This window comes from Rhodococcus sp. NKCM2511, assembly GCF_014905595.1.
Taxonomy (GTDB): Bacteria; Actinomycetota; Actinomycetes; order Mycobacteriales; family Mycobacteriaceae; genus Rhodococcoides; species Rhodococcoides fascians.
In genome coordinates, this window is sequence record NZ_BNHJ02000001.1 from 1,995,043 (window position 1) to 2,021,077 (window position 26,035).

The following is a 26,035-nucleotide window of genomic DNA, read 5'->3' on the forward strand; positions in this document are numbered from 1 at the left end:
GACTCGTCGCTGCGACGAGTGCGAAACGGACATCGATGAAGGATCCCGGCTTCGATCCGCTCGTTCTCCGCGCCCTGTTCGACGAATCGCCCGACATGGTGGCCCTGTCCGCGTTCTCCGGCAGCGTGATCGACGTCAATCCGGTCGGCCTCCGCCTGGTCGGCCTGGAGGAACTGCCGTCGACAGGCCTGTTCACAGCAGATTTCTTCACGGCCCGCGGGCTCGAAGTCTCCGGTGACGTCGAACATGCGTTGCAGACGACCGGTCACTGGCAGGGCCGTACCGAATTACGCCACTTCGTCTCCGGCGCGGGCATTCCCGTTGCCCTGTCCACGTTCGTCGTTCGACGTTCCGGGCCAGAACCCGACCTGATCGCCACGATCGTCCGCGACCGCACCCGTGGCCACCAGCGCGATCTGGACCTGCTGGCCGCGGCTGTGTCGGCCGAGAGAATCGCAGTCGAGCAACGGGCACTGGCCGAATTGAGCGCACTTGCCGTCACGGCGGACTTCGATACTGTGCTGACTGCGGCCACGAGCACGGCGGCCAAGTTGGTGGGCGTCGAGTCTGCGGCCCTGGCCCGACGTTCGGAGGACTCGACCGACCCGCTTCTGTCCATCGACGCGATCACCCGCACGCTCCCACACGATTTCGTGCTTGCCACCGGCGACGGGTCGTTGACCGGTTATGCCTTGGCGCGAAGGGCGATCACCGTGTGTTCCGACGTCGAATCCGAAACACGATTCGACACCTCGGCCATGGCTGCCCTGGGCTTTCGCAGCGGTGCCGCCGTTCCGATCACCATCGGTGCCGGGCTGTGGGGCGTACTGATCCTGTTCGGCCGGGAACCACACGTTTTCGGCGACGGAGACATCGCATTCGTCTCCGCAGTCGCCGGAGTGCTCTCCGCTGCACTCGAACGAGTGGAACTCGACCGCGAGCTGCGCTGGCGCAGCGCGCACGATCCCTTGACCGAACTGCCGAATCGGGCGGTGGCGTACGACGCGATCGACACTGCGCTCGCACAGGTCGCGGACACCGGCGGCCGAGTGGCCCTGCTGTTGCTCGACGTCGACGATTTCAAGATCATCAACGACAGCCTCGGCCACGACGTCGGAGACCGCGCACTCGTGCACTTCTCACGCCGCCTGGCCGCGACCGCGAGACCCGGCGATACCGTGGCCAGGCTCGGCGGCGACGAATTCCTGATGATCTGCAATCACATCGACGACGTCGCACATGCCGAACGCGTCGCCGAGTGCATCCGTTCCGCTCTCGCGGCCCCTACCGCGGAAGACGAGGGCGACGACCCGATTCCGGTGAGCGCCAGCATCGGAGTTGCGGTGTCCACTGCGGGCTCGACCCGACGCGAGCTCCTTCGATCGGCCGACCTGGCGATGTACCGCGCCAAGGACACCAGGGCCGGGCACGCCGTCTTCGACTCGAGCGACCTCTACGACGCCGACCGGGTGCGCTCCATGTCGGTGGACCTGCGCCGCGCCGTGGCCTCCGGCGACCTCACACTGGACTACCAACCCGTGATCGACGTCGAGACCGGACACATCGTTTCCGTCGAAGCTCTGGCGCGTTGGCAGCACCCGAATCTCGGTCCCATCGAACCGTCCGAATTCGTTGCCGTGGCCGAACGCACGGGTGTGGCAACGCTTCTCGACGATTGGGCCCTCACCACCGCCTGTCGACAACTCGTCGACTGGCGCGGGCTGGGCTGCGTCGGCATGCGCGTCAACATCAGCGCGCTGCAACTGCGCGACCCGGCCTTTCCCGATCGAGTGGCTGCCGCCCTGCTCACCACAGGTGCGCACGCTGACGGCATCGTTCTCGAACTCACCGAGACGGAATGGCTCGCCGACACCGGCACGGTTGCGTCCAATTTGGCGAGACTCCACGAGATGGGAGTTGCGTTGTCACTCGACGATGTCGGGAAGGGCTACAGCAGCCTGGCCTACCTCGAACGATTCCCGGTGATCGGCAGCTTCAAGATCGACCGAACGTACATCGACGCTCTCGACACCGAGCGAGGACGAGAAGTGTTGACCGCCATCGTGTCACTGGCGAAAGCCTACGGCGTGACCGTCGTGGGCGAAGGCGTCGAGACGCAGGCGCAACTCGACGCTCTCACCGCAGCGGGATGCAATCTGGTGCAAGGATTTCTGCTGGGCCGGCCCGCCGACGCCGAGCACACGGCACTACTGCTGTCCCGTAACAGCGCAGCGCGACAACGCTGAGCGCGTCGAACACGGGTCTCGATCTCACCGCCGTGGGCGCGCCGATGCGACGAGCATCGCCAGACCCATCTCGAAGGCGCGGGTGGCAATGGGATCGTCGGCATCCTCGTGTTGGACGGTCTCGTAGGCCGCGGCCAACCGCGGGAAAGCCTCCTCCTGGCCGGCAGGATCGAATACGACACTCGGGCCGGACATGTCGAGGACACTGCCGAGGATGAACGATTCGAACGCGGTCAGCAGAGGCAACACGTCCCTGCTCGCCCAGCCCACCGCCTCTGCGGCAACAGAGAAATCCTCGTACTCCGCCAACAGCACCGGGGTCGATGCGCGTGTGGTCATGAGGAGGGGAACGGCGCGGTGATGCTCCGCGAACGCCAATCGATAGGACCTTGCCCATTCGACAAGGCCTTCCTCCCACGGCAATTCGCGTAGCGGGGCCGAGTCGATTCGGGCCGAGACCAGAGCTCGGACATCTTCGATCATAGCCGCGCGGTCGGCGACGTGGTTGTAGAGGGAAGTGGGGTTCACGCCCAATTTCAGCGCCACGCCCCGCATGCTCGCACCGTCGGCTCCGTGCCGATCGACCAGGGCCAATGCGGTGCGGGCGATCAGGTCACGGCTGAGAATGGCGCGAGGTGGTCGTGCCATGGTCGCCTCCTCTCGGGCGGTCGTCGAGTACGGACAGCCTTGCATGTCGGGATTTTTTTCGATTCACCCGTTCCCAAAACCGACAGTGTGTGTTTTAGTTCTGTCATGACTTCTTCTTCCTTCACCGTGGTCGAGGCCGATGTCGCCGGCGTTTCCGCCGCGCTCGCCGAGGGCACTGTGACGAGCGTCGAACTGGTAGCGCGTTACCTCAATCGAATCGGGCACTACGACCGCACCGGAATCAGCCTCAACGCCGTCCCGGTACTGAACCCCGACGCGTTCGAGGAAGCCCGCGCAGCCGACCGGCGCCGGAGCGCTGGGCAAACCCTCGGCCCGATGGACGGAATCCCCTACACCGCCAAGTCCAGCTACAAGGTGCGCGGCCTCCCGGTGACGGCCGGCTCGCCCGCATTCGAGACCCTCGTCGCGACCGACGACGCCTTCGCCGTGGCCCAGCTGCGAGCGGCAGGCGCCATTTGCCTGGGCCTGACCAACATGCCGCCGATGGCAGCGGGTGGAATGCAGCGCGGACTCTACGGACGCGCCGAAAGTCCCTACTCCGCAGAGTTTCTCACCTCGGCGTTCGGCTCGGGATCATCCAACGGCTCGGGTACGGCGACAGCTGCGAGTTTCGCCGCCTTCGGGCTCGCCGAGGAAACCTGGTCCTCGGGGCGCGCACCCGCGTCGAACAATGCGCTCGTCGCCTACACGCCCTCTCGCGGGGTGATCTCGGTGCGGGGCAACTGGCCGTTGGTGCCCACGATGGATGTCGTTGTGCCGCATGCCCGTACGGTCGACGACCTACTGCACCTACTGGACGTGGTCGTGGCCGACGACGCGGTCACCGAGGGCGACCTGTGGCGCATGCAGGAGTGGGTGTCGATCCCCCCGGCCTCGGATGTTCGGCCCGCGTCCTTCACCGATCTGCCGCCACTGCCGTTGCAGGGGCTCCGCCTCGCCGTACCTCGCCTGTACGTCAACGGCGATCCCGACAGCGCATATCCGATCCACACCCGCGATTCGGTGATGACCCTGTGGCAGACCATGCGTGACGATCTGGTCGCTGCAGGCGCAGAAGTGATCGACACCGACTTCCCCGTCGTGGAGAACTACGAAGGCCTGCACCCGAACTCGCAGACCATGGTCGACCGCGGTCTCGTTCCCGCCGAGTTCCTCGAACGCGAGCTGGAAGAACTCTCCGTGTGGGCGTTCGACAGCTTCCTCGCCGCGAACGGTCAGCCAGGCCTGCGCGGCCTGGCCGAGACCGACGGGGCGCGCATCTTCCCGCATCCCACGGGCGCGCTACCCGATCGCTACGGCATTCTGCCGTTCGACACGGCCTACGATCTGGCGGACTACGTTCCCATGGCGAAGGCAGGGGTGACGCCGTTCGATCGCATTCCGTCCGTGGAGGCCGGCATGCGCGGATTGGAAGAGGTCCGCCGCGTCGACTTCGAGAAGTGGTTGCAGGACAACCGCTTCGACGCAGTCGTCTTTCCTGCCGTCGCCGATGTCGGCCCCGCCGACGCCGATGTCGACGTCGCGTCCGCCGACATCGCCTGGCGCAACGGAGTCTGGGTGGCCAACGGCAATCTCGTGCCCCGCCACCTCGGCATACCCACCGTCACCATTCCCATGGGGTCGATGAGCGACACGTCGATGCCGGTCGGCTTGACCCTGGCCGGTGCTGCCTACTCCGATTCGACCCTGCTGCGTCTCGCCCGTTCCGTCGACGCCCTCGGGGCACGACGAGTGGCTCCCGCACGCACCCCGGCACTGACCGACGAGCACGTGTTCGACGGCATCGTCGGTGCCGGTGACTCGGATGCCTCCATCGCAGTGACCGACGTGCAGATTCGGCCGGGCTCCGCGGGCGACGAACTCACCTTCGCCGTCCGGATCGACGGCGGTTCCATCGACGACGTACAGGCTTTCGTCGACGGAGTACGGGTGCCGCTCCACACGACGGGCAGCGCCGTCACCGGGACGGTGTCGATTCCGACGGGTTCGTACGACACCCTGCACAGTGAGTGGCGGGCACCGTACGGTCCCCTCGTCGTCGCCGTCGCCCGCTGCGCAGACGGTGGTGTCGCCGGTGCCATGGCGACCACCGACGGATCGCCTCTCTGATCATGACCATTCCACTGACGCCCGACGCCACCCGGCTTCCACTGAACACTCGACGAGCGACGTCGACATTCGGTATGTCCGTACTCGGCCTGCTGACCGCAAACTTGTTGCCGTTCATGGTGATCGCACTCCAGGACTCCCTCGGCGTCAGCGTCGCCGAGGCGGGGACCATCATGACGGGCTCGCTGCTCGCCACCGCGCTGGCCTGTATCGCCGTCACCCGACTGGCCGAGGGGTCGCGGCGGATCGCGGTAGCCCGAGTCGGTCTCGTGGTGACCGCACTCGCATTCGGTGTCGCTGCGTTCCCGCTCGGTGCCACCGTCACCGTCGTCGGCGTCATCATCGGAGGTGCGGGAGCCGGCGGCGCACTGGCCGCGAGCGGTGCAGCTCTGGCGGCACTGCGCAATCCCAACCGGATGTCGGCGGCCAACGGACTCGTCAACCGAGCCGTCGTGACCCTCGTCCTCGCGGTGATCCCGCTGGTCGGGGTCGGCCTGGGCAGTGTCTACGGATTCGTCGCGGCTCTGGCGATCGTTCTCCTGGTGACGTCGGGTTGGTTGCCCGCCGCACCCGTACTCGACTCACCCGACCCGGTGCGACGGGCTGTGGAGCCGCCCGCCTCGGTCGGCACGCGGCGCATCACAGTTGCCGGAGTGTCCCTGCTGGTGATGTACGCGGTGTGGGCGATCAGCGAGGATTCGCTCTGGGCGATCGCAGGCACCATGGGCGCAGACAATGCGCAGCTGAGCGACGCAGCACTCGGTGTGGTTCTCAGCGCATCCAGCGCAGGGGGATTCTTCGCCGCCCTCGTGCTGATCCTGCTCGGCGACCGGGTGGGCCGCGCGCTTCCGATGGCGGTCCTACTGATCGTCGGTGGCGCCCTGAAGCTCGGTACGTCCCTGGCGACCGATCCCACGGTGTACGGCGTGCTGCTCGTCGCGTGGAACTCTGTGTACCTGGCGGCCTTCCTGTTCTTCATCGCCACCGCGGCCGCACTGGATGCCAACGGCAGATTCTCGGGTCCCTCGCTCGGCGTGTATCTCGTGGGTACCAGTTTCGCTCCAGCGTTCGGTGGTTGGCTCGTGGAGTCGTTCGGCTACAGCACATTCGGCTGGGTCGTAGGCGTGACCAGTTGGTTGTTGGTCGTACCGGTCGTTCTCGTCGCACGCTTGTCCACCCGCGTCGAACAGGCAGAAAACCAAGCACGGCAATCGGATTCGCTACCGCAGGAGACATCTCGATGACAACCCCGACCACCCGGACCGCACTGGTGAACGGCAGGATCCTCAGTTCCTCCGGCACCCTGGAGGCCGTCGCCGACGGTACGTTGGCCGAGGCCGATCGTGTGGTGATCGACGGCGACCACATCGCCGAGGTGCACCTGCCCGGCACCACGCACGCGGCGTCAGCCGACGTCACGGTGGACCTCGAAGGCCGATTCGTCCTCCCCGGATTCGTCGACTCGCACGTACACCTGTTGTGGCTCGGCGCCGGGCTCAGCAGCGTAGCCCTGACCGACGCAGGCGATCTCACGGAGATTCGACGCAGGCTGGTCGACGCACGAGAATCCCTCGGCTCCGAGGCGACCATGCTGCGCGGCCGCGGATGGCTCTTCGATGCCATCGACGGTGAACCCACCGCAGCCATGCTCGACGAGGTCGTCTCGGACATTCCGGTGTTCCTCGACTCCAACGACATGCACTCGATCTGGGTCAACACCGCCGCACTCGAAGCGATGGGAATCGACGCGACGACAACGGATCCGGCCGGTGGCCGGATCTCGCGTCTTCCCGACGGCTCACCCGCCGGGATGCTGTACGAACGCGCCGCGCACGAATTGGGTTGGGCCTACCTGTCTTCGGTCACCTCGAACCAGGATCGAGAGCGACACATAGGGCGTGCGCTCGACGCGTTCGCGGCCGCCGGTGTCACCTCGGTCGTCGACATGGGGATGGACGAAGACGGCTGGCGCGCGCTGTGCGGTGTCGCGCAGCGCTCGGGAGGCCGGCTACCGGTCCGTGTCTCGGCGCATTGGCTCGTCGTCGATACCGGTGACGCGCAGCACAATCTGGACCAGGTGAACCGTGTTCTCGAGCTGCGGAACGACCCGACCCCGTGGCTCGAGCTCGTCGGTATCAAGCTCGTACTCGACGGTGTCATCGACGCGTGTACCGCAGCGTTGAACTACCCGTACGCCAACGGCACCGACGGAGACCTGTTGTGGAGCGCCGAGGCCCTTCTACCCGTCGTCGTCGCCGCGGATGCTGCACACCTGCGTCTGGCCATCCATGCCATCGGCGATCTGGCCAGCGACATGGCCCTCGATGTTCTCGAGGAGATGATCGACGTCAATCCGCCGTGGGATCGACGACCGCGGCTCGAGCACCTCGAAATCGTCAGCGATCGGACACCCGACCGAATGGCTCGGCTGGGCATCACGGCATCGGTACAGCCGGTGCACTCCGACCCTGCGATCCAACCGAACTGGCGCGCCCAGTTGGGTGACGACCGCGTCGAACGCGGCTACCCGTGGACGTTGTTCACCGCTGCGGGGGCCCGCCTGGCATTCGGCACCGATGCCCCGACCGCGCCCCACGAAGCGCTGGCGAATTTGTACATCGCCACGACGAGACGCTCGGCCACCGACCACTCGCTACCACCGAACGAGCCGCAGTTCGCGGTGCCGCTCGACGCCGCCCTACGCCACGCGACATTCGACTCCGCCGCTTCCTTCGATGCCGATTCGCGGGTCGGTCGAGTGCAACCCGGCATGTACGCCGACCTGGTCGTACTGGACGGTGACGTACTCGACGGAGGCAGTCTGTTGGCTGTGTCGGTCGTGCGCACCATCGTCGGCGGCAAGACCGTGTTCGAGAAAGAGACCGAGAAACCCATGTCTGACACCGTGTTCGACTTCTTCGCCCAGCCCGAGCTTCCGACGCCGACCCTCGAGTCCGACGAGGTCCGTAGGCTGATGGACGAAAACTTCGGATTGGCATGCACCCTCACCGAACTCGGCAGCCAACAGGACCAGAACTTCGTGGTTCGCGACATCGACAGCGGCGCCCCGGTCGGCGTCCTCAAGCTCAGCAACCCGGTGTTCAGCGAGTCCGAGATCGAGTTGCAGGACCTCGCCGCAAGCATCGTTGCCGAGCGAGAGCCGACGCTGCGTACCCCGAAGGTGGTCGTCGGCCCGCGCGGACCGATGTCCGCGTGGTGGAACTCGTCGCAGGGGCGCATCCACGGCCGGGTCATCGAATTCATCTCGGGGACAACGCTGATGGGCTCGAACTATCTCTCCCCCGCCACGGCCGCGCGGATGGGTGAACTCGCAGGCAAGGTGAGCGTTGCACTCTCCGATGTCGACCACCCGGCGTCGGGCCGGGTGCTGCAATGGGATCTGCGCCATGCCGATCGGGTCATCGCGACGCTGTTGCCCGACGAGTCGGACCAGGATGTCAGCGATTTCATCACCGACGTCACCGCCTCGGCCTTGCGCCAGTTGCATTCGGTGTCGGCCGACCTGCCACTTCAACTCGGTCACTTCGACATCACCGACGACAACGTTCTCGCGCCGACGGCACCCGGGTCTCTCCCCGACGCCGTCATCGACTTCGGCGATGTCAGTCGATCGTGGGCGGTCAACGAAATTGCGGTGACCTTGTCCTCGCTGCTGCACCACGACGGCTTCGCGCCGGTCGACGCACTGCCCGCCATCCGCGCCTTCCATGCCGCACGTCCGCTGAGCGAGAACGAGATCGAGGCACTGTGGCCATTGGTCACCCTGCGCGGAGTGGTCCTCGTACTCAGCGGCCGTCAGCAGGTACGCCTCGACGCCGGGAACTCGTACGCCGACTCCGCGCTGGATCGCGAATTCCGCATCCTCACCCAAGCAGCATCGGTGCCCTGCGCCGTGATGACCGAAACCATCCGTCGGGCACTGGGTTTGGACGCCCGGCCGCGACCGACCTGGCAGGCCGAACCGTTGGTCGCCGGTATGTCCGACGCCGTGACCATCGACGCGGGCACCACGTCGACCGTCAACGACGAAGGGCGCTGGCTCGACCGACACACCCTGACGGCCGCCGCGCTTGCCGCACTCGATGCAGGCGCTCCCGCCGCAGTGGTACCTGCGTGGTCTGCTCGACTCACCGGTGGACCCAGCCGCACTCCCACAGAGCCGGCCACGATCTCCACTGCGCTGACCATCTGGCTCGCCCAGGACACCACGCTCGACGTACCTGCAGACTGCTACACCACGCACACCGACGACGGCATCACCGTCACGTCCGGTGACGACGCCGTCCACTTCGTGGGCGTACCGAACTCACCGAATACCCTGGTGCTGCCGGCGCGTACACCGATCGACGTCCAGCTCACCCGATCGAACTCGGGGCCGATACCACTGCGCGTCGAGCCCTCGTACGCCCACGGCTGGTCGGTACTCGCCGGTGACCCCGCGCCGGCACTCGGGCTGCCCGCTACCGTCGTCGCCCCCGAGGACGACACCCTCGAGCGCCGCGAACGGCTGCTCGCCGAGGTCCAGGAGCACTACTACGCGGAGCCGCCCCGCATCGAGCGGGGGTGGCGTGAGTACCTGGCCGATGTCGACGGCCGGGTCTATCTCGACATGGTCAACAACGTCGCCTCCGTCGGCCATGCCCACCCGAAGGTGGTGGCGGCCGCCCATCGGCAGATGCAACTGCTGAACACCAACTCGCGCTTCAACTATCGTGCGATCACGGAATTCGCAGAACGCATCACCGCGACCCTCCCCGACGAACTCGACACCGTGTTCTTCGTCAACTCCGGTTCGGAGGCAACCGATCTCGCCATCCGGATCGCGATGGCAGCGACCGGACGTACCGATATCGTGGCCATGAAGGAGGCCTACCACGGGTGGACCTTCGCCAGCGACGCCGTCTCGACCTCGATAGCCGACAATCCCAATGCCCTTGCCACCCGGCCGGACTGGGTACACACCGTCGATGCCGCGAACTCCTACCGAGGAAAGCACCGCGGTGACGACGCCTCGAGGTACGCACCCGAGGCCGTACAGTTCATCGACGACCTGGCTGCGGCAGGCACTCTCCCCGCCGGGTTCATCTGCGAGTCCTACTACGGCAACGCCGGAGGAGTCGCACTTCCCGACGGCTACCTCCAGCAGGTCTACGCCGCCGTCCGCAAGCACGGTGGCGTAGCGATCTCCGACGAAGTGCAGGTCGGTTACGGCCGACTCGGCGAATGGTTCTGGGGCTTCGAGCAGCAGCAGGCGATTCCCGACGTCATCGCGGTCGCGAAATCCATCGGTACCGGCCAACCCGTCGGCGTCGTTGTCACGACCCGAAAGATCGCCGACCGCTATCGCACCGGTGGCTACTTCTTCTCCTCCACGGGCGGATCCCCGGTGTCGTCGATGATCGGTCTCGCCGTGCTCGACGTCATCCAACAAGAGGGGTTGCAGGAGAACGCGCGTGTGGTGGGTGGCCACCTGAAGTCTCGACTGCAGGCCCTCGCGGCCGAGCACCCCATCGTGGGCACGGTGCACGGCTCGGGGTTGTATCTCGGACTCGAATTCATCCGCGACCACTCCACCCTCGAGCCCGCCACCGAGGAAACCGAGGCCATCTGCAATCGACTCCTCGAACTGGGAGTGATCATGCAACCGACCGGCGACCACCAGAACGTGCTCAAGATCAAACCGCCCCTGTGCGTCTCGAAGGAATCGGTCGACTACTTCGTCGACTCGTTGGACAGAGTCCTGACCACTGGTTGGTGATGTGCCGGTCCCAAGTCCTCAGGTCACCAGACCGCGCGCTCGATGCACCGATCACCTTCCGACTACACTGAGGAACTGCCAGATGCGTTTGATAGTCGGTTATCTCGCCACTCCGAGCGGCGAGGACGGCCTCGTTCTCGGGGTACAACTTGCCCGAAGCCTCGGTGCTGCTCTTGATATCTGCATGGTTCTACCACCCGAGCGCACTGTTCCAACTCGAGTTCCGTCCATCTCCGGCTACGACGACGTCCTGACGACTCAGGGAATGGAGTGGTTGCGTAAGGCGAGGGCGACGGTGCCCGCCGATATCGATGTCGCGGTGCACCTGTCCGTCCACGAATCCTTCGCTCAGGGACTTCTCGATGAGGTCACTCGGTTGAACGCGCAGGCGATCGTCGTCGGTGCCGCCGGAGACGGCCTGCTCGGCCGACACTCCGTTGGATCGGTGTCCACCGAGCTGTTGCACTCGGCTCACGTCCCATTGGCCCTCGCACCACGGGGTATGCGGCACTCGTCGGTCCAGAAGATCAAAGAGGTCACCTGCGCGCTCGGAGCCCGAGTCGGGGCCGATGTGCTGCTTCGCACAGCGGTGCGGACGGCGGAGAGGATCCGCACACCGCTGCGGTTGGTTTCGCTCGTCGCGTTGGATCCGCAGAACGACCTGCACGACGGTCATGACGCGTTCGACACAGTTCGCGAGGCTGCGGTGTCGCACGCGAAGACGACACTCGACGAGGCGACAGCTGTTCTGCCGCAGGGATTTCCGGTGACGGTGTCGATCGCCGACGGATCGACGGTCGAGTCGGCCGTACGCACGTTGGACTGGCAGGACGGCGACCTGGTCATGGTGGGTTCGAGCCGCCTCGCCCAACCCCATCGACTCTTCCTGGGGTCTACTGCAACCAAGATGCTTCGCGTCCTACCGGTCCCCATGGTGGTCGTACCCAAGCAGGACTTCGAATCATGAATCGAACGAACGAAGGTTCCGATATGACGAACGATGCGGGCGAACAGGCCGGGCCTACGAGTACCGTAAGCGCGAAGGGTCTGGCCACGGGGACAGTCGGCACCATTTCCGGTGCCATTCTGGGAATCTCGTCGGTCGCTCCGGGTTGTACGCTGACCGCAAGCATCGGCCTCATCGTTGCGGCCGTGGGTCTGAAGATGCCCGCCATATTCATCGCCGGATTCATCCCGATGTTCCTCACCGCATATGCCTACCGCGAACTCAATTCGGCGTCGCCGGACTGCGGCGCTTCGTTCACCTGGTCGACCAAAGCGTTCGGGCCGTACGTCGGGTGGATGTGCGGTTGGGGCATGGTGATCGCCACCATCATCGTGCTGTCGAACCTTGCTGCGATCGGCGTCCAATTCTTCTATTTGTTCATTGCCAATTTGTTCGAAAGTCCCTCCGTCGCAGATCTTCCTGGCAACAAGTTGGTCAATGTCGGTACCACCTTGGTGTTCCTCGGGATTGCCACGTGGGTGGCCAGTCGAGGTATCACGACAAGCGAGAAATTGCAGGTTGCGCTCGTAGGTTTCCAGATGGTTCTTCTTGCCATCTTCGCCGTGATGGCTCTGGTGCACGTCGGCTCGGGTGACTCCCCCGCTGGACTGAGCTTCGATCTCGATTGGTTCGATCCGTTCACCGGAGTGGCCGCCGGGGCGTTCGTTATCGGTCTGACGGGGTCGATTTTCGCGTTCTGGGGTTGGGACACCTGCCTGACGCTGGGCGAGGAATCCAAGGACCCGAAGCGAACGCCCGGGCGCGCCGGACTGCTCTGTGTGTTGACTGTGCTGCTGACATACTTGCTGGTATCGGTCGCTGCGATGATGTATGCGGGAGTGGGCGACACCGGCCTCGGACTCGGCAACCCCGACAACTCGGAAAACGTGTTCGGCGCACTTGCCGACCCGGTCCTGGGCAAGTGGGGCGGGCTGATGCTGTTCCTGGCCGTGTTCGTGTCCTCGGTGGCGAGCCTGCAAACCACCTTTCTTCCCGCGGCGCGCACGATGCTTGCCATGGGTGTGTACGGCGCGTTCCCGAAAAAATTCGCCGAAGTCTCTCCCCGCTTCCTGGTGCCGTCCTACGCCACGCTGGTTGCAGGTGTCGTGACCGCAGTGTTCTACACGGTGGTGACATTCCTGTCGGAGCGAATCCTGATCGATACCATTGCGGCACTGGGCATCATGATCTGTTGGTACTACGGCATCACAGCGTTCGCTTGCATCTGGTATTTCCGCGGCGCACTGTTCGACAGCGTGCGCAACGCATTTTTCCGTTTCGTGTTCCCGTTGGTAGGCGGACTCATACTCCTTGCCGTGTTCGTCTTCTCGTTGGACGAGAGCATGGACCCGAACAATGCCAGTGGCGCGTCCATCGGCGGAATCGGATTGGTGTTCTTCCTGGGATTCGGCGTGCTGCTCTTCGGCGCTGTGCTGATGACCGTCATGAGATTTCGCAGTCCGGCGTTCTTCCAAGGCAAAACGCTCGATCGGAACACCACGGCCCTACGGAACGAGGGCGACCTCTCCGATTACCAGCGACCGGCGACGCTGGATTCCCAGCGCGGCGAATAGTCCGGTCTCCGGCCGACTCGACAATCAACAGGAGTAAACACGATGGCTATTGCTCTCGACAGTGAGGTTGCGGCGGCACTGCAGGCGGCCGCAGCGACCTCGGGCGTTCCCACCGCGACCGAGCGAGGCGATGTCTGGACGCTGCGAGCTGTCATCGATGCGACTCTTGCCATCGACCACGGAAAGCTACCGGGCAGCACTGCTGTACGCAGGTCGGATCATGTTGTCGAGGCCGACGACGGATGTGCCGTAGCGATGCGCTGGTACCTGCCGGACAACAGGGTGAGCACCAGTGCCGTCGTCTACGCGCACGGAGGTGGAATGATCAGCGGGTCGCTCGAGCTGTACGACCCAGTCATCGCGCACTATGCCGAGCTGACCGGCGTGGCATTTCTCTCGGTCGACTACCGCCTCGCTCCGGAGGCGACCGGTGATGCCCCCGTCAAAGATGTCTACGCCGCGCTCGCCTGGCTGGTTCGCGAGGCGGATGCACTGGGCGTCGATCGCGAACGCATTGCGATCATGGGAGACAGCGCCGGAGGTGGACTGGCAGCGGGTGCCGCAATCCTCGCACGGGACCACGGCATTGCGTTGGCACACCAGATCCTGATCTATCCCATGCTCGATTCCCGCACTCTCGTACCCGACCCCCATCTGACAGCGACTGCGACGTGGACGTACGACGACAACTTCACCGGATGGAACGCGCTGCTTCCCGAGGGAGTGACGGTCTCGACGCTGTCCTCACCCTCTCACCTCGACGACTTCGCCGATCTTGCACCGACATTCATCGACGTCGGAGACCTCGACATCTTCCGAGACGAAAGCATCGACTACGCGCTGCGCCTGCTTCGCGCCGGAGTGCCGTGCGAGCTGCACGTACGGACCGGTGCCCCACACGCTTTCGAGTGGATCGCACCCGAGGCGGCAATTAGTCGCCGGTCCACCGAAGATCGATATCGAGTCATCGAGGCGCTCTGACGGACTTGCTCGTTGCGACCGGTGACGCGCGATGCCCGACGGTCGCAACATCACCGTCACGTCTCCAACGCGCACTCGACTGTGATGACAGAATTCGCGTATGACGCAACTCGGTCTCGGACTTGCCGCACTCGGACGCCCGGAGTATCTGACCATCGGGCATTCGCGTGCGGTGGACGGGCGGTTCGACCCGGCTGCGCTCGAGCAGCATTGCCACGCAGTACTGGACGCCGCCTGGGACAGTGGCATTCGGCACTTCGACGTCGCCCGCTCCTACGGTCTGGCCGAGCAGTTCCTCGGCAGCTGGTTGTCTGCCCGTCCGAACCGGCGCGAGGAACTCGTGATCGGCTCGAAGTGGGGCTACGCCTACGTCGCCGACTTCCAGCGGGGCGCGGAGGTACACGAGGTCAAGGAACACTCGGTCGCACGCCTGGCCGAACAGTGGCCGCTTACCGTGCGCGACCTCGGCGGAAAGCCCGACCACTACCTGATTCACAGCGTCACCCCGGACAGCCCTGCCCTTCGCGACGCAGCCCTGCTCGACGATCTTCGCGCGCTGGCAGCCGGTGGCACGCGCATCGGTATCAGCACCAGCGGGCCGCACCAGGCCGATGTCGTGCGTGCCGCGCTCGAGATCGGGGTGTTCGGCTCGGTGCAGTCGACGTGGAATCCCCTCGAACCGTCCGTCGCCCCCGCCCTGGCGGAAGCGCACGAGGCCGGCTGGTTCGTCGTCGTCAAAGAGGCGATGGCGAACGGTCGACTCGTCGCCGAGAACTCCGAACTCGCCGCGCGCGCCGACTCGGCCGGAGTCGGCCGCGACGCGCTCGCACTGGCCGTCGCCCTCGCGCAACCGTGGGCCGATGTGGTGCTGTCCGGTGCCGCCACGGTGGCGCAACTCGAACAGAACATCGCTGCGCTCTCCATCGACCGCGCCGTGATCGCGCCCGGCGACCTGAACATTGCCGACCTGGACATCGCCGAGTCCCCGCGGAGTTACTGGGACAACCGCTCCCGCATGGCCTGGACCTGACCTCTGCCCACCTTTCCCGAATCGGCTCCTCCCATCCGAATGTCGGACGCCGATCGGTGTCGCATATTCGAAACCGAGGAGCCGAACCGGCTCGGCATTCGAGCATGTCGAGGTAGAGCGGCCCGTCACCCCTGCCCCCACCTGGTGATTGACATCACACGCACCGGCGGCTATCTTTCAAACTGACATCAGTTCAGTTTGATGGAACATTGCAGCCACCTCGAGCACGTGGGTCGAGTCTGCGATCGGATGTCGACACGACTCCACGTCTTACGACGACTCGCCGAGTCCGCGGGAAGTTATCGACGTGCCCGAAAGGAACGCAGGCATGAACAAGTTCAGGACGACGATGGTTGCCGTGGCAGCGACTGCTGCGTTGGTGGGCCTCACCGCATGCGGGGGATCGTCTTCCTCCGCGTCCGCTCCGGTCGAGGGCGATTGGGACGCAGTGGTCGCGGCCGCGAAGGAGGAGGGCAGCGTCATGCTCTACTCGAGCCAGAAGCCGGCCAACCTCGATGCCCTGACGGCGGCCTTCGAGGCGAAGTATCCGGAAATCTCGATGGAGTACGTGCGCGGCACCGACTCCGAAATCAACCCCCGCGTCGAGACCGAGAATCGGACGGGAACCGGCATCGCCGACGTCCACATGACGACCGACGCGTCGTGGATCCAGAACGCCGCCGAGTCCGGGAAGTTCTCGACCGAACTGGTCGGTCCCGATCTCGATGCGGCAGCGTTCGATCCGGCGAAGAGCGTGATGAACGATCGATTCTTCTTGACCAGTGCTGCGGTATTCGGTCTGGGCTGGAACACTGCGGCCGTTCCGGACGGCGTCAGTGCGCCCGAGGACCTGATCGACCCGAAGTTCCAGGGCAAGATCGGCATCGTGAACCCCACCGGATTCGCGTCGTACGTGGATCTGTACAAGTTCTACGCCAAGAACTTCGGTGAGGACTACTGGAACCAGATGGCCGAACTCTCGCCGCGGGTCTACCCCAGCGCACTCGCTGTGGCGCAAGCCCTCACCTCCGGTGAAGTGACGGTCAGTCCCATGGTGCAGCCGCTCGTCACCGAGGTTGCCGCAGGCGCACCGGTCGATTGGGCTCTGCCCGACAAGCCATGGGGAACACCCTGGTACTCGGAGGTTCTCAGCGCCTCGCAGCACCCCAACGCAGCACAGGTGCTCGCGAACTTCATGGTGACGGCCGAGGGACAGCAGGCGTTGAACGGCGGATATGCAGCCGTCCTTCCCGACATCGAGGGAGCGGTCGCGCGAGCTCAGGACATCGCATCTCCCGACATCGACGAACTGACTCCCGAGAAGGTCGACCAGTACTCCCAGGAATGGCAGACCCTGTTCCAGGGCTGACTCTCCGCACACAGCACGAGAACGCAGACCGTCGCCTTGTGCGCGGAATGCGAAATGATTTGTGACAGAGACGAACACCGACGGTCGACGTACAGCGGCCGTCGGTGCACGCACACCGATGCTCCGAAAGCGAGTATGCAATGACCTCTCGATTCGCGGTCTCCGGACTGACGAAGACCTATGGTGCCAACGTCGTCGTCGACAGTCTCGACCTCGAGATCGAGCAGGGCGAATTCCTGGTCCTGCTCGGACCGAGCGGTTGCGGCAAGACCACGACCCTGCGGTGCCTCGCCGGGCTGGAGACCCCGCAGGGTGGCTCGATCTCGTTCGCGGGGCGGACCGTGTTCGACGCGGCGTCGAAAGTCCATGTCCCGGCACACAAGCGAAACATCGGCATGGTGTTCCAGTCGTATGCACTGTGGCCGCACATGACGGTCGCCGAGAACATTCGGTACCCGCTGACGGTGCGCAAACTGAAGAAGGCAATCGCCGACGGCGCGGTCGAGACGGCCGCGAACATGGTCGACTGCGGTGCGTTGCTCGACCGGTACCCCTCGCAGCTCAGTGGTGGCCAGCAGCAACGTGTCGCGGTCGCTCGCGGGCTCGTGGCGCAACCGGATCTGGTGTTGTTCGACGAGCCCCTGAGCAATCTCGATGCGCGCCTGCGAGATCAGGTTCGATCGCAGATTCACCAGTTGCATCAACAGCTCGGTTTCACCGCGGTGTTCGTCACGCACGACCAGTCCGAGGCGTTCGCGCTCGGTGACCGTCTCGCGATCATGAAGGCCGGAAAGATCGAGCAGTACGACGAGCCCGAGCACGTCTTCGAGAACCCGGCTTCGGAGTACGTCGCCGCGTTCATCGGGATGGGTAATCGGCTCGAACTGCGGCGCGGCCACGACGGCTGGGTCACCAGTGGCTCGGACGTCATCGACCTACAGACGGCCACGGTGCGTGAGCGTGCCGACGAGGGCACTCGTGCCGTCGCGCGGTTCCGACCGGACGACGTGCTGTTGCACGACACTGCCGACCAGGTGCCGCCCGGAAACATCGCCCTGCACGCGGAACTCGTCACGTACGAGTACGGCGGTCGGTACTTCGACGTGGCGGTCAAGACCGGCGACGAGCAGTTGACGCTGCGAGCCTCGGCTACCGAACACAGTCCGGCGCTGCGGCGTAGCAGTCCCGGACAACCCGTACTCGTCAGCTTCGCGCCGTCCTGTCTGCGGGTGTACGCGCTGCCCGACGCGTCGTCGGCCGCGAGCTCCGAGCTCGTCGGCTCCGCTGGAAAGACCTCGTGATGGCCACCGCAGTCGACGTCGAACGGCCCCAGACCGCCGAGACGCCCGCCAAGCGCTCACTGACGATCTCGCCGAATTGGCGCGCGCGAATCGGGTACGCCGCCGTCCTCGCCGTGTTGGCCTACCTGGTCGTGCTCCCGATGGTGCGTCTGCAGATGCTCGCGTTCGAGGACGGAGCTGCCGGATACCGAAGTCAGTACGGCCGCTTCGACATCGGCGTCACCCTTCGAACCACGGTGGCGTTGGCGTTGGGTTCGTTGGTCATCGCGATGGTGCTGGGAACGCTGCTCGCCTTCGCTGCGAGCAGGCTTCCCGCCAAGCTCGGTTGGCTGCGTGTCATTCCCATCCTGCCGATCGTGATGCCGGCGGTGGCCAGTGTGGTGGGGTGGGCATTCCTCCTCTCCCCCGGGCCCGGTTACCTCAATGTGCTCCTTCGACTGTTGCCGTGGTGGAGCGGATCGGACAGTGGCCCGATCGACGTGTACACCGTCCCGTGGATCATCGTTCTCACGGGCTTCGGTCTGACGTCGTTCGTCTACCTGTTCGTCAGTTCCGGCATGCAGAACATCAGCTCCGAGCACCTCGAAGCCGCTCAGGTCAGTGGATCGTCCACGGTCGGAATCTTTTTCAAGATCGTCCTCCCGCTGCTTCGACCGTCCCTCATCTACGGCGGCGGCATCGCGCTGCTCCTCGGACTCGGCCAGTTCACCGGACCCCTGCTGTTGGGTGCGAACACCGGCGTCAAGGTGCTGACCACCGAGATGTACCGCCGGGTGTCGGAGTCCCCGTCGGACTTCGCGGCGGCAGCGGCCGCCGGCTCTCCGCTGGTGATCTTCGGACTGGTACTGGTCCTGGCACAGAAGGCGTTGCTGGGCAACCAGACTCGCTTCGTCACGCACGGAGGCAAGGCATTCGCTCCCTCCACCGGTAAGGCCACGTGGGCCACGGTCACCATCGTCGTGTTCGCGCTCTTCGCCTTGGTCATCCCGCTGGTGGGTCTGATCATCGTCTCGTTGACGCCGTACTGGTCGGGATCGTTGTCGCTGAGTCTGTTGACGCTGGACAACTTTCGGGCACTGATGGATACGACGGCGGTGGTGGAGTCGGTACTGACCAGTGTGCTGACTGCACTGGGTGCGGTCGCGATCTGCATTCCGCTCGGCTACCTGATGGCAAACCTTCTCGTCCGCGGTCGCCGGTTCAGAATTCTCGCGCTGATGGCAGACCTCATGACCGCACTGCCACTGGGCATCCCGGCCGTGATATTCGGCGTCGGGTTCCTGCTCACGTACACCGAGCCGCCGCTGATCCTCTACGGAACCAGAACGGTGATCATCCTCGTGTACATCGTGCTGATGCTGCCCTTCTCGACGAGGATGCAGATGACGGCCATGCTGTCGCTCGGCAACACGTACACCGAGGCGTCGGCCACCAGTGGTGCGTCACCGTTCGTGACGAATCTCCGAATCATGTTGCCGCTGATGCGTCCAACCATCCTCAGTGCCGTCGCGCTCATGTTCATTCTGCTGACCCACGAATTCGCCGCATCGCTTCTCGTGCGAGCGTCGACGACCCAGGTGATGGGCACGTTGCTGTTCGACATGTGGCAGAACGGCTCTTATCCGCTCGTCGCCGCGATGGCCTTGCTCATGACTGCCGTCACCACGATCGGTGTCGCCGCGGCGATGCTCGTCGGCGGACGCAACGTGCTCAGCAAGCTGTGACGGGCGTGCAGTCCCGGCTCCGGGACAAGGTCGTTCTCGTCACCGGAGCAACCGGAGGGATCGGTACCGCTATCGTCGAACGGCTGGCCTCGGAAGGCGCAGTGCTCGTGGTGACCGACGTCGACGGTGACGCGTGCGCAGCACTCGTGGCGGACCAGGCCGACAGTGAACGCCATCTCCCGATCGCCCTGGACATCACCCGAGAAGATCAGTGGCACAGCGCTGTCGAGGCCGTGGCCGCGCAGCACGGCCGGCTCGACGCCGTGGTGAACAACGGTGCCATCGGCAGCCTCGGAACCGTCGTCGACGAGGATCTCGACCGCTACAACCGAGTTGTCGAAGTCAGTCAGACCGGGACGTGGCTCGGAATGAAGCATGCGGGCGCGTACGTCGAGCGCTCCGGCGGAGGATCCATCGTCAACATCTGTTCCATCCTCGGCAGCGTCGGCGGCCTCGGCAACAGCTTTGCCTACGCCGCAGCCAAAGGCGCTGTGCGCACCATGACCAAGAACGCCGCGCTGCACTGGGCCACCAAAGGTGTCCGAGTCAACTCCATCCACCCCGGCTTCATCGGCACCACGCAGCTGCTCGAGCGCTATGAGGGCTCCGAACGACACAGCGCAATGATCGCGCACACCCCGATGGGTCGACTGGGAACCGGGGCCGAAGTGGCTGCCGCCGTTGCCTTTCTGGCCGGAGACGACTCCACGTTCGTCACCGGGACCGAGCTGTACGTCGACGGCGGCTGGACCTGCGACTGACCGCTCGGGCGGGCTGTCGGGGCGGATGCTTCAGCAGGTGGTGAAGAAGTCCACCCCGTTGGAGGTCCGCACCGACAGTCTGCCGCGCTGGACCAGAACATCGAGGTGCGCCAGCGTCTCGCAAGTCGCCACCATCTGATTGAAGCTGTCCAGGGTGGCGAACGATCGATCGTGCCGAGTCCACGTCAGGCCGGCTGCCACGTCCAACCCGGTTGCGCGAGCAGCAGATTCGACGACGCTTTCGGTAGCGGCGAGACGGCGATCGTGGTGTTCGAGCAGCTGCCGGCAGCGCTCGTGCACACCGGCACCCGGATGGCCGTGCGACGGCAACATCGTCCGGTCGGGTTCGTCGAGCATCACCGACAGAGACGTCAAATACTTGGCCAGCGGGAGATCCCACTCGCCGAGCTCGAACCCGATCGACGGCGTGATTGTGGGCAGAACGTGGTCTCCGGTGTAGCACAGGTTCCGGTCGGTGTCGTGAAACACCATGTGGCCCTTCGTGTGTCCGGGAGTGTGTGCAGCGACTACCGCATGGCCGGGAATGTCGACGGTACCGGGTTGCAACCACGCGTCCGGTAGCTCCCAGTCCGCGGCGTCGAAGGGTTCGGCCTTCCCGCTCTCCGCTGCGATGCGAGCGATCTCGAACGCGCCCGCGCGCCCGAGTTCACGAATCGAGCTGACCGGAACGTTGCTGCGCAATCGACCGATCGCTTCGATGCCCGGTACCTCTGCGGCACCGAGATGCACCCGCGTCCCGTATCGACGACGCAGCTCGACGGCGAACGTGTAGTGATCACGATGGACGTGAGTGACGTACACGTCGTGAATCTCCGACGGTCGACGCCCGATGCGACGCAACGCGTCGACGAGCTCGTCGTGCGTGGATGCCCGGTGCCAACCGCCGTCGATCAACACCAGCCCCGTATCGGTCTCGAGCACATATACATTGATCGCACGCAGACCGTCCTGAGGCATCTGCAGAGGGACGCGATGAACGCCGTCTGCCACTGCGAAACAGCCCGGGTCGGCCCACGACGACGTCATCCCGCGTCGCTCGCGAGGGGCACCATCGTCTTCTCGTCGCCGTACCACATCATCCGTCTGCCACCCATGGTCCCGACGTGGTCGACGGCGGCCTTCCACTCGTCACTGGCCAGGGCCGCTTCGAGTGCGTCGCGCGACTCGAAGCTGAGCACCGACAAGCCGTCCCAACCTTGGGATTTGCTCCCGAATGCTTCGAGTAATTCGGTGTGCTGCCAGCGGAGCAAGCCGGGCAGGGGATACGTGACGTCGGCGTGCTCGCCGCGCCACCACGTGATGAACTGCTCGTGGGTCCACTCTTCCGGACGGGCGGCGACGAGTACCAGGTTGTACATATTTTCTCCTAAGTGAATTCTGTTCAGTTTCAATGACAACGAAGAGCCGGTGCAGACCCCGCTCGCGGGCGCTACTTGCGTACGACGCGGATGGCCGCGTCCGTGACCACGTCGGTGATTTCGTCGATCGTCAGGCGACCGTCGGGGCGGTACCACCGCCATACGCTGACCACCAAGGCGAGTACCAGCCGGGCGGACATCGTCGGATTCGACTCGGCGAACTGCCCCGCCTCGATTCCCCGGCCGACCAGCGCGGTCCAATCCCGCTCGATACGTTGGACCAGGGCGCGGCACTCGACTCGTTCGGCCTCTTCCTTCGCGGACTGACGTTCGGTCGCCAGGAGGTCCATGTGATTGTGCAGGATGCGACGCGCCAAGGCGTCCTGAGGCGATGCGGCCAACGATGCGGCGATCGCCGCACGCAGTGCGTCCTCGGCATGCGTGACCCCCTCGGTGGCCGCGACGAACCGGGCGGCGGAGTCCGCGAGTTCGATACGCATGATCGTCAACAGGCAATGCGCTTTGGACTCGAAGTAGTGGTACAGCGCAGTCTGACCGATACCGACCTCGTCGGCGATGGACGCCCACTTGGTGTGCTCGTAACCCACTTTGCCGAAGTGGTCGATAGCCGCCGACAGAATCCGCGTTCGCTTGGACCGCGGGCTCTCGCGTCGAACGTCGGTTCCTACGGTCATGATTGCCCCTACTGATAGAACGTATGCAGCCTCGGTCGGAGTTTACATTTTTCGATGTGAATTCGAGTCAGTTGCGGCCGCGAGCTGCCTGGCCAGCGCCGTCGCATCGGGACGGGACAGTTTTCCGACGCGATTCTGCGGTAGGTCGGCGACAGTGAAGACGAATTCCGGCCACTTCGACTTGGGGAAGTCGTCCTTGGCCAACTGCGCGGTGACGTCCTCGAGTTCGAGCTCCTCACCACCGGTGACCACGAGCGCTGCGGCGCGCTCCCCCAGCAGGTCGTCCGGTACCGGTACGACACAGACCTGCACGACGGACTGCAGCGAGGCGATCGCCGACTCGACCTCGTTGATGTCGATGTTGCGTCCACCACGAATGATGATCTGTTTCTGTCGACCCATGACGCGAATCGAGCCGTCCGATGCGACCTCCACCAGATCACCGGTCGGAAGAAAACCGTCGGGCGTCAGCTCGGGCGGGACCGGAGTGCCGGCCCGGGCATACCCGACGAACAGCGACGGGCCCTTGACCTGGGCGGCACCGATATCGTCCGCGGGGAGCGGACGGCCGTCCGAGTCGACGGCTCGCACGGTGGTGCCGGGAAACGGCCGACCGTCGCGTCCGAGGCGGATCGACACCGGGTCGTCGAGAGCGGGTGTCGTGTGGCCCAAGCACTCGGACATTCCGAACACCCGGAGGAACGTGGTGTGCAACCACTGTTCGGCCTTGGCGAGCGCGCGCTCGTTCATCGGTCCGCCGCCGACCGTCATGGCGCGCATCGTGTCCAGTGCGCCTTCGGAGTTCGGTGCGACCGAGAGCTGCAGCGCCATGGTCGGTACCAGCATCGTCCAGGCAATCCGGTGTTCCTTCGCTGCCCGCAGAGCCACCTCCGGGGACCACTTCCCGATGGCGACCATCGGACCTCCCAGTAGCGCAGGCAGATACATTCCGAAGCAGAATGCGGCAACCGACGACAGCGGAACGAAGGCACCGATCGCCTCGCCCGGGCGGAGACCGACGGCATCGATGGTGGATCGAGACGCATACCTGATCGCGTCCTCGGATTGCACCACGCACTTGGGCCGGCCGGTCGAACCCGAGGTCATCGCAATCGCATCGCCTCCGTTCCATCGCGCGACAGAGGCGAACGCACCACTCGTCGCTCGTACGCGGTACGAGCCGAAGGCGGGCTTGTCCACGGGAAATTGCTCGTCGGGCACACCCCAATGACGAAGGGCCTCGGGCGTTCCCACGACGACGTCCGGTCTGATGTCCTCGAGGGCCAGCGCGAACTCCGACTCCGTTGCGTGCGGGCTGACCACCGCGACCACACCGCCGGCGAGACCGACACCGAGGGCAGCCGCCACGGTGCCCCAGGTGTTGTCGGCCTGAATCACCACGGTCGGTGGGCTGGGGTCGATACCGCCGAACACGTCGGCGAGGGATGTCGCCGCCTCGACCACGGTCCGGATCGAGTGGCTGCCGTCCTCGTCGACGACTGCGATGGCATCGGGGGTCTGTTCGGCGCGGATGACCATCTCGCGGGCAAGCCGTTTCACTGGTGTGACTCTTTCCTGGTACGTGATGCGCTCATGTCGAGAACTGCACGGCCGGTGACGGATCCGTCTCGCAACCGGTCGTATGCAGAGATAGCCTCGGTGAAGGGGAAGGTGGTGATTTCGGCGCGCAGCAGGCCGTCCTGCGCTAGTGCGACAACGGCTTCGAGATCGGCATGCGTACCCCAGAACGGTGCATCCACCGTCCATCCTGTGGCCAGACCGACATCCTTCCCGACTGTCAGTCGGCCGCCGGCGCTGCCTACCACCACGACAGAACCCCCGGACCGCAGCAGGGCGGCCGCCGGAGCGGTCGTGGTCGGCGCGCCGACGAAGTCGAGGACGAGATCTGCCCCGTCCAGTGCCGTGAGCCGTTGCGTCGCAGCGGAAACGGACTCGTAGAATTCGTGCGCTCCCGAGGACTCGGCCAGGGCAGCGGCGTCGGCCTTGGAGTCGATTGCGACGATGTGCGGCACGCCCATGGTGCGCAGGATCTGCAGGGCGAGGTGGCCGAGACCGCCGACTCCGATCACGACCACGTTGCTTCGGTCGTCGATCACGGCGGAGTTGGTGCGAATGGCGTGATACGCGGTCAGTGCCGCGTCCGCCAGAGGCGCGGCTCCGAGAGGATCGAGATCACCGATCGGGACCAGTACGCGCTCGGACGGCACCAGCATCAGCTCTGCGATGCCGCCCGGGTACCCCAGACCGTTTCCGATGGGGGCCAGCCGGCCGTCGGGACGCCGAGCGAGGCTGCGACAGTAGTTCTCTCGGCCCCGCAGACAGTTCGGGCACGTTCCGCAGCTCCAGATTCCGTGTACGACCACGGCGCGACCGATCCAGGAAGGGTTTGCCGACGGTCCCGCCGAGACGACCGTTCCGGCCACTTCGTGCCCCAGCGTCAGCGGCAGGTCGTAGTCGAAAGTCTCTGCGCTCGAGTTCATCACGTGCAGATCGGATCCGCACAGTCCGGCTGCGTCCACCTGGATCAGAAATTCGTGCCCGGTCGGCACCGGGTCCGGCACCTCCTGGAACTCCGGTGCGCTCCCCCACTGAAGGACCTGCACGGCCAACATCAGCGAGCAGTCCATCCACCGTCGACCACCAGGGTCTGACCGGTCATGTAGGAGCTGGCGTCCGAGGCCAGAAACAGCACGGCACCGTCGATCTCGCCGTCGACGCCGCCGCGTCCGAGCATGGTGTTCCGCCGCACCCATCCTGCGGACTTGTCGTTGGTGAACAGGCCATCGGTCATCTCGGTATCGAACCACCCCGGCACCACGGCGTTGACGCGAATGCCTCGTCGACCCCACTGACCGGCCAGTTCACGAGTGAGGCCGAGCGTGCCTGCCTTCGACGCCGCGTAACTGGCACCGCCGATCGGTGCGGTGGACACCAGTCCGATCACCGAGGAGATGTTGATGATCGACGCTGTTGCCTCGATCGGCATCTTGCCGACCGCATAGGTGGCCAGATGGAACCCGGCGATCAGGTTGACGTCGAGGATGGACTGGAAACCGTCCAGTGTCTCGTCCTCGGCGTTGGGCGGACCGGGCTTGCCCGCGTTGTTGATCACGACGTCGAGCCGACCGTGTTCGTCGAAGCATCGGTCGACGAGAGCTCGCCGGTCGCTGTCGTCGGTGACGTCGCACCGCACGGGCACGATGGCCGGGATCTCGGCCGACAACGCTTCGAGCCGGTCGAGCCGTCGCGCGGCGGCGTACACCGTGGCACCTGCCGCGGCGAGAGCCCGGGCGAAACCGAGGCCGAGCCCCGACGAGGCACCGGTGACCACAGCGACGCGACCGGTCAGCGAGAACATGTCCTGGGTCATGTGTCCACTTCCAAACTGATT

At 65.1% G+C, this 26,035-nt stretch carries 19 protein-coding genes; 12 read left to right on the top strand and 7 right to left on the bottom strand.

Features of this window, described 5'->3' with window-relative positions:
• Positions 1–35 precede the first annotated feature (35 nt).
• Positions 36–2,246, top strand: a complete 2,211-nt coding sequence (locus tag JLZ96_RS09125) for a GGDEF domain-containing protein (RefSeq protein WP_201009884.1) — start codon at positions 36–38, stop codon at positions 2,244–2,246.
• 24 nt (positions 2,247–2,270) lie between these two features.
• On the opposite strand, the gene JLZ96_RS09130 is transcribed toward JLZ96_RS09125, so the two are convergent.
• Positions 2,271–2,894, bottom strand: coding sequence for a TetR/AcrR family transcriptional regulator (locus JLZ96_RS09130; protein WP_032367318.1), 624 nt, complete (start codon positions 2,892–2,894; stop codon positions 2,271–2,273).
• 105 nt (positions 2,895–2,999) lie between these two features.
• On the opposite strand from JLZ96_RS09130, the gene JLZ96_RS09135 reads away from it, so the two are divergent.
• The 11 genes from JLZ96_RS09135 (at position 3,000) to JLZ96_RS09185 (ending at position 20,549) form a co-directional block, all read left to right on the top strand.
• A complete protein-coding gene (locus tag JLZ96_RS09135; RefSeq protein WP_201009885.1) occupies positions 3,000–5,024 on the top strand; it encodes an amidase in 2,025 nt (674 codons plus the stop codon).
• 2 nt (positions 5,025–5,026) lie between these two features.
• Positions 5,027–6,268 (top strand): MFS transporter, encoded by a 1,242-nt coding sequence (locus JLZ96_RS09140; RefSeq protein ID WP_201009886.1) that lies wholly within the window; start codon positions 5,027–5,029, stop codon positions 6,266–6,268.
• On the top strand, positions 6,265–10,803 hold the full coding sequence (locus tag JLZ96_RS25155) for an aminotransferase (protein ID WP_201009887.1): 4,539 nt from the start codon (positions 6,265–6,267) through the stop codon (positions 10,801–10,803). Before JLZ96_RS09140 ends, JLZ96_RS25155 begins: the two co-directional genes overlap by 4 nt.
• 82 nt (positions 10,804–10,885) lie before the next feature.
• Positions 10,886–11,770: a universal stress protein gene (locus tag JLZ96_RS09150; RefSeq protein ID WP_094718397.1), complete on the top strand. Its 885-nt coding sequence runs from the start codon at positions 10,886–10,888 to the stop codon at positions 11,768–11,770.
• A 23-nt stretch (positions 11,771–11,793) separates the two neighbouring features.
• On the top strand, positions 11,794–13,383 hold the full coding sequence (locus JLZ96_RS09155; protein WP_032367320.1) for an APC family permease: 1,590 nt from the start codon (positions 11,794–11,796) through the stop codon (positions 13,381–13,383).
• A gap of 42 nt (positions 13,384–13,425) precedes the next feature.
• Positions 13,426–14,364: an alpha/beta hydrolase gene (locus JLZ96_RS09160; RefSeq protein ID WP_032386451.1), complete on the top strand. Its 939-nt coding sequence runs from the start codon at positions 13,426–13,428 to the stop codon at positions 14,362–14,364.
• A 100-nt stretch (positions 14,365–14,464) separates the two neighbouring features.
• Entirely contained in the window at positions 14,465–15,394 is a 930-nt protein-coding gene (locus JLZ96_RS09165) for an aldo/keto reductase (protein WP_201009888.1), read from the top strand.
• A gap of 328 nt (positions 15,395–15,722) precedes the next feature.
• Positions 15,723–16,763, top strand: coding sequence for an ABC transporter substrate-binding protein (locus JLZ96_RS09170; protein ID WP_032386453.1), 1,041 nt, complete (start codon positions 15,723–15,725; stop codon positions 16,761–16,763).
• Positions 16,764–16,903: 140 nt separating this feature from the next.
• Positions 16,904–18,064 (top strand): ABC transporter ATP-binding protein, encoded by a 1,161-nt coding sequence (locus tag JLZ96_RS09175; protein ID WP_201009889.1) that lies wholly within the window; start codon positions 16,904–16,906, stop codon positions 18,062–18,064.
• On the top strand, positions 18,064–19,788 hold the full coding sequence (locus tag JLZ96_RS09180; RefSeq protein ID WP_052057052.1) for an iron ABC transporter permease: 1,725 nt from the start codon (positions 18,064–18,066) through the stop codon (positions 19,786–19,788). The genes JLZ96_RS09175 and JLZ96_RS09180 overlap by 1 nt, the downstream gene beginning before the upstream one ends.
• Positions 19,785–20,549, top strand: coding sequence for an SDR family NAD(P)-dependent oxidoreductase (locus tag JLZ96_RS09185; protein WP_201009890.1), 765 nt, complete (start codon positions 19,785–19,787; stop codon positions 20,547–20,549). Before JLZ96_RS09180 ends, JLZ96_RS09185 begins: the two co-directional genes overlap by 4 nt.
• Before the next feature lie 30 nt (positions 20,550–20,579).
• Here JLZ96_RS09185 and JLZ96_RS09190 read toward each other — a convergent pair whose 3' ends face one another.
• From JLZ96_RS09190 to JLZ96_RS09215, 6 genes are all read right to left on the bottom strand, one after another.
• Complete coding sequence (locus JLZ96_RS09190; RefSeq protein ID WP_201009891.1) at positions 20,580–21,596, bottom strand: MBL fold metallo-hydrolase; 1,017 nt, start codon at positions 21,594–21,596, stop codon at positions 20,580–20,582.
• Positions 21,593–21,928: an EthD family reductase gene (locus tag JLZ96_RS09195; RefSeq protein WP_032386456.1), complete on the bottom strand. Its 336-nt coding sequence runs from the start codon at positions 21,926–21,928 to the stop codon at positions 21,593–21,595. The genes JLZ96_RS09190 and JLZ96_RS09195 overlap by 4 nt, the downstream gene beginning before the upstream one ends.
• A gap of 71 nt (positions 21,929–21,999) precedes the next feature.
• Positions 22,000–22,623 carry a TetR/AcrR family transcriptional regulator gene (locus JLZ96_RS09200; protein ID WP_032366851.1) on the bottom strand — a complete coding sequence of 208 codons (624 nt, stop codon included), beginning with the start codon at positions 22,621–22,623 and terminating at the stop codon, positions 22,000–22,002.
• Positions 22,624–22,665: 42 nt separating this feature from the next.
• The gene (locus JLZ96_RS09205) at positions 22,666–24,183 is read right to left on the bottom strand and encodes a class I adenylate-forming enzyme family protein (protein ID WP_094718393.1); all 1,518 of its coding nucleotides are present in this window, start codon (positions 24,181–24,183) and stop codon (positions 22,666–22,668) included.
• Entirely contained in the window at positions 24,180–25,256 is a 1,077-nt protein-coding gene (locus JLZ96_RS09210) for an alcohol dehydrogenase catalytic domain-containing protein (protein ID WP_201009892.1), read from the bottom strand. Before JLZ96_RS09210 ends, JLZ96_RS09205 begins: the two co-directional genes overlap by 4 nt.
• A complete protein-coding gene (locus tag JLZ96_RS09215; protein ID WP_032366853.1) occupies positions 25,256–26,014 on the bottom strand; it encodes an SDR family NAD(P)-dependent oxidoreductase in 759 nt (252 codons plus the stop codon). Before JLZ96_RS09215 ends, JLZ96_RS09210 begins: the two co-directional genes overlap by 1 nt.
• Positions 26,015–26,035: the final 21 nt, after the last annotated feature.

Coding starts and splice junctions, on each gene's coding strand:
- JLZ96_RS09125 (WP_201009884.1), top strand. CDS start 36: ATGAAGGATCCCGGCTTCGATCCGCTCGTTCTCCGCGCCCTGTTCGAC.
- JLZ96_RS09130 (WP_032367318.1), bottom strand. CDS start 2,894: ATGGCACGACCACCTCGCGCCATTCTCAGCCGTGACCTGATCGCCCGC.
- JLZ96_RS09135 (WP_201009885.1), top strand. CDS start 3,000: ATGACTTCTTCTTCCTTCACCGTGGTCGAGGCCGATGTCGCCGGCGTT.
- JLZ96_RS09140 (WP_201009886.1), top strand. CDS start 5,027: ATGACCATTCCACTGACGCCCGACGCCACCCGGCTTCCACTGAACACT.
- JLZ96_RS25155 (WP_201009887.1), top strand. CDS start 6,265: ATGACAACCCCGACCACCCGGACCGCACTGGTGAACGGCAGGATCCTC.
- JLZ96_RS09150 (WP_094718397.1), top strand. CDS start 10,886: ATGCGTTTGATAGTCGGTTATCTCGCCACTCCGAGCGGCGAGGACGGC.
- JLZ96_RS09155 (WP_032367320.1), top strand. CDS start 11,794: ATGACGAACGATGCGGGCGAACAGGCCGGGCCTACGAGTACCGTAAGC.
- JLZ96_RS09160 (WP_032386451.1), top strand. CDS start 13,426: ATGGCTATTGCTCTCGACAGTGAGGTTGCGGCGGCACTGCAGGCGGCC.
- JLZ96_RS09165 (WP_201009888.1), top strand. CDS start 14,465: ATGACGCAACTCGGTCTCGGACTTGCCGCACTCGGACGCCCGGAGTAT.
- JLZ96_RS09170 (WP_032386453.1), top strand. CDS start 15,723: ATGAACAAGTTCAGGACGACGATGGTTGCCGTGGCAGCGACTGCTGCG.
- JLZ96_RS09175 (WP_201009889.1), top strand. CDS start 16,904: ATGACCTCTCGATTCGCGGTCTCCGGACTGACGAAGACCTATGGTGCC.
- JLZ96_RS09180 (WP_052057052.1), top strand. CDS start 18,064: ATGGCCACCGCAGTCGACGTCGAACGGCCCCAGACCGCCGAGACGCCC.
- JLZ96_RS09190 (WP_201009891.1), bottom strand. CDS start 21,596: ATGACGTCGTCGTGGGCCGACCCGGGCTGTTTCGCAGTGGCAGACGGC.
- JLZ96_RS09195 (WP_032386456.1), bottom strand. CDS start 21,928: ATGTACAACCTGGTACTCGTCGCCGCCCGTCCGGAAGAGTGGACCCAC.
- JLZ96_RS09200 (WP_032366851.1), bottom strand. CDS start 22,623: ATGACCGTAGGAACCGACGTTCGACGCGAGAGCCCGCGGTCCAAGCGA.
- JLZ96_RS09210 (WP_201009892.1), bottom strand. CDS start 25,256: ATGTTGGCCGTGCAGGTCCTTCAGTGGGGGAGCGCACCGGAGTTCCAG.
- JLZ96_RS09215 (WP_032366853.1), bottom strand. CDS start 26,014: ATGACCCAGGACATGTTCTCGCTGACCGGTCGCGTCGCTGTGGTCACC.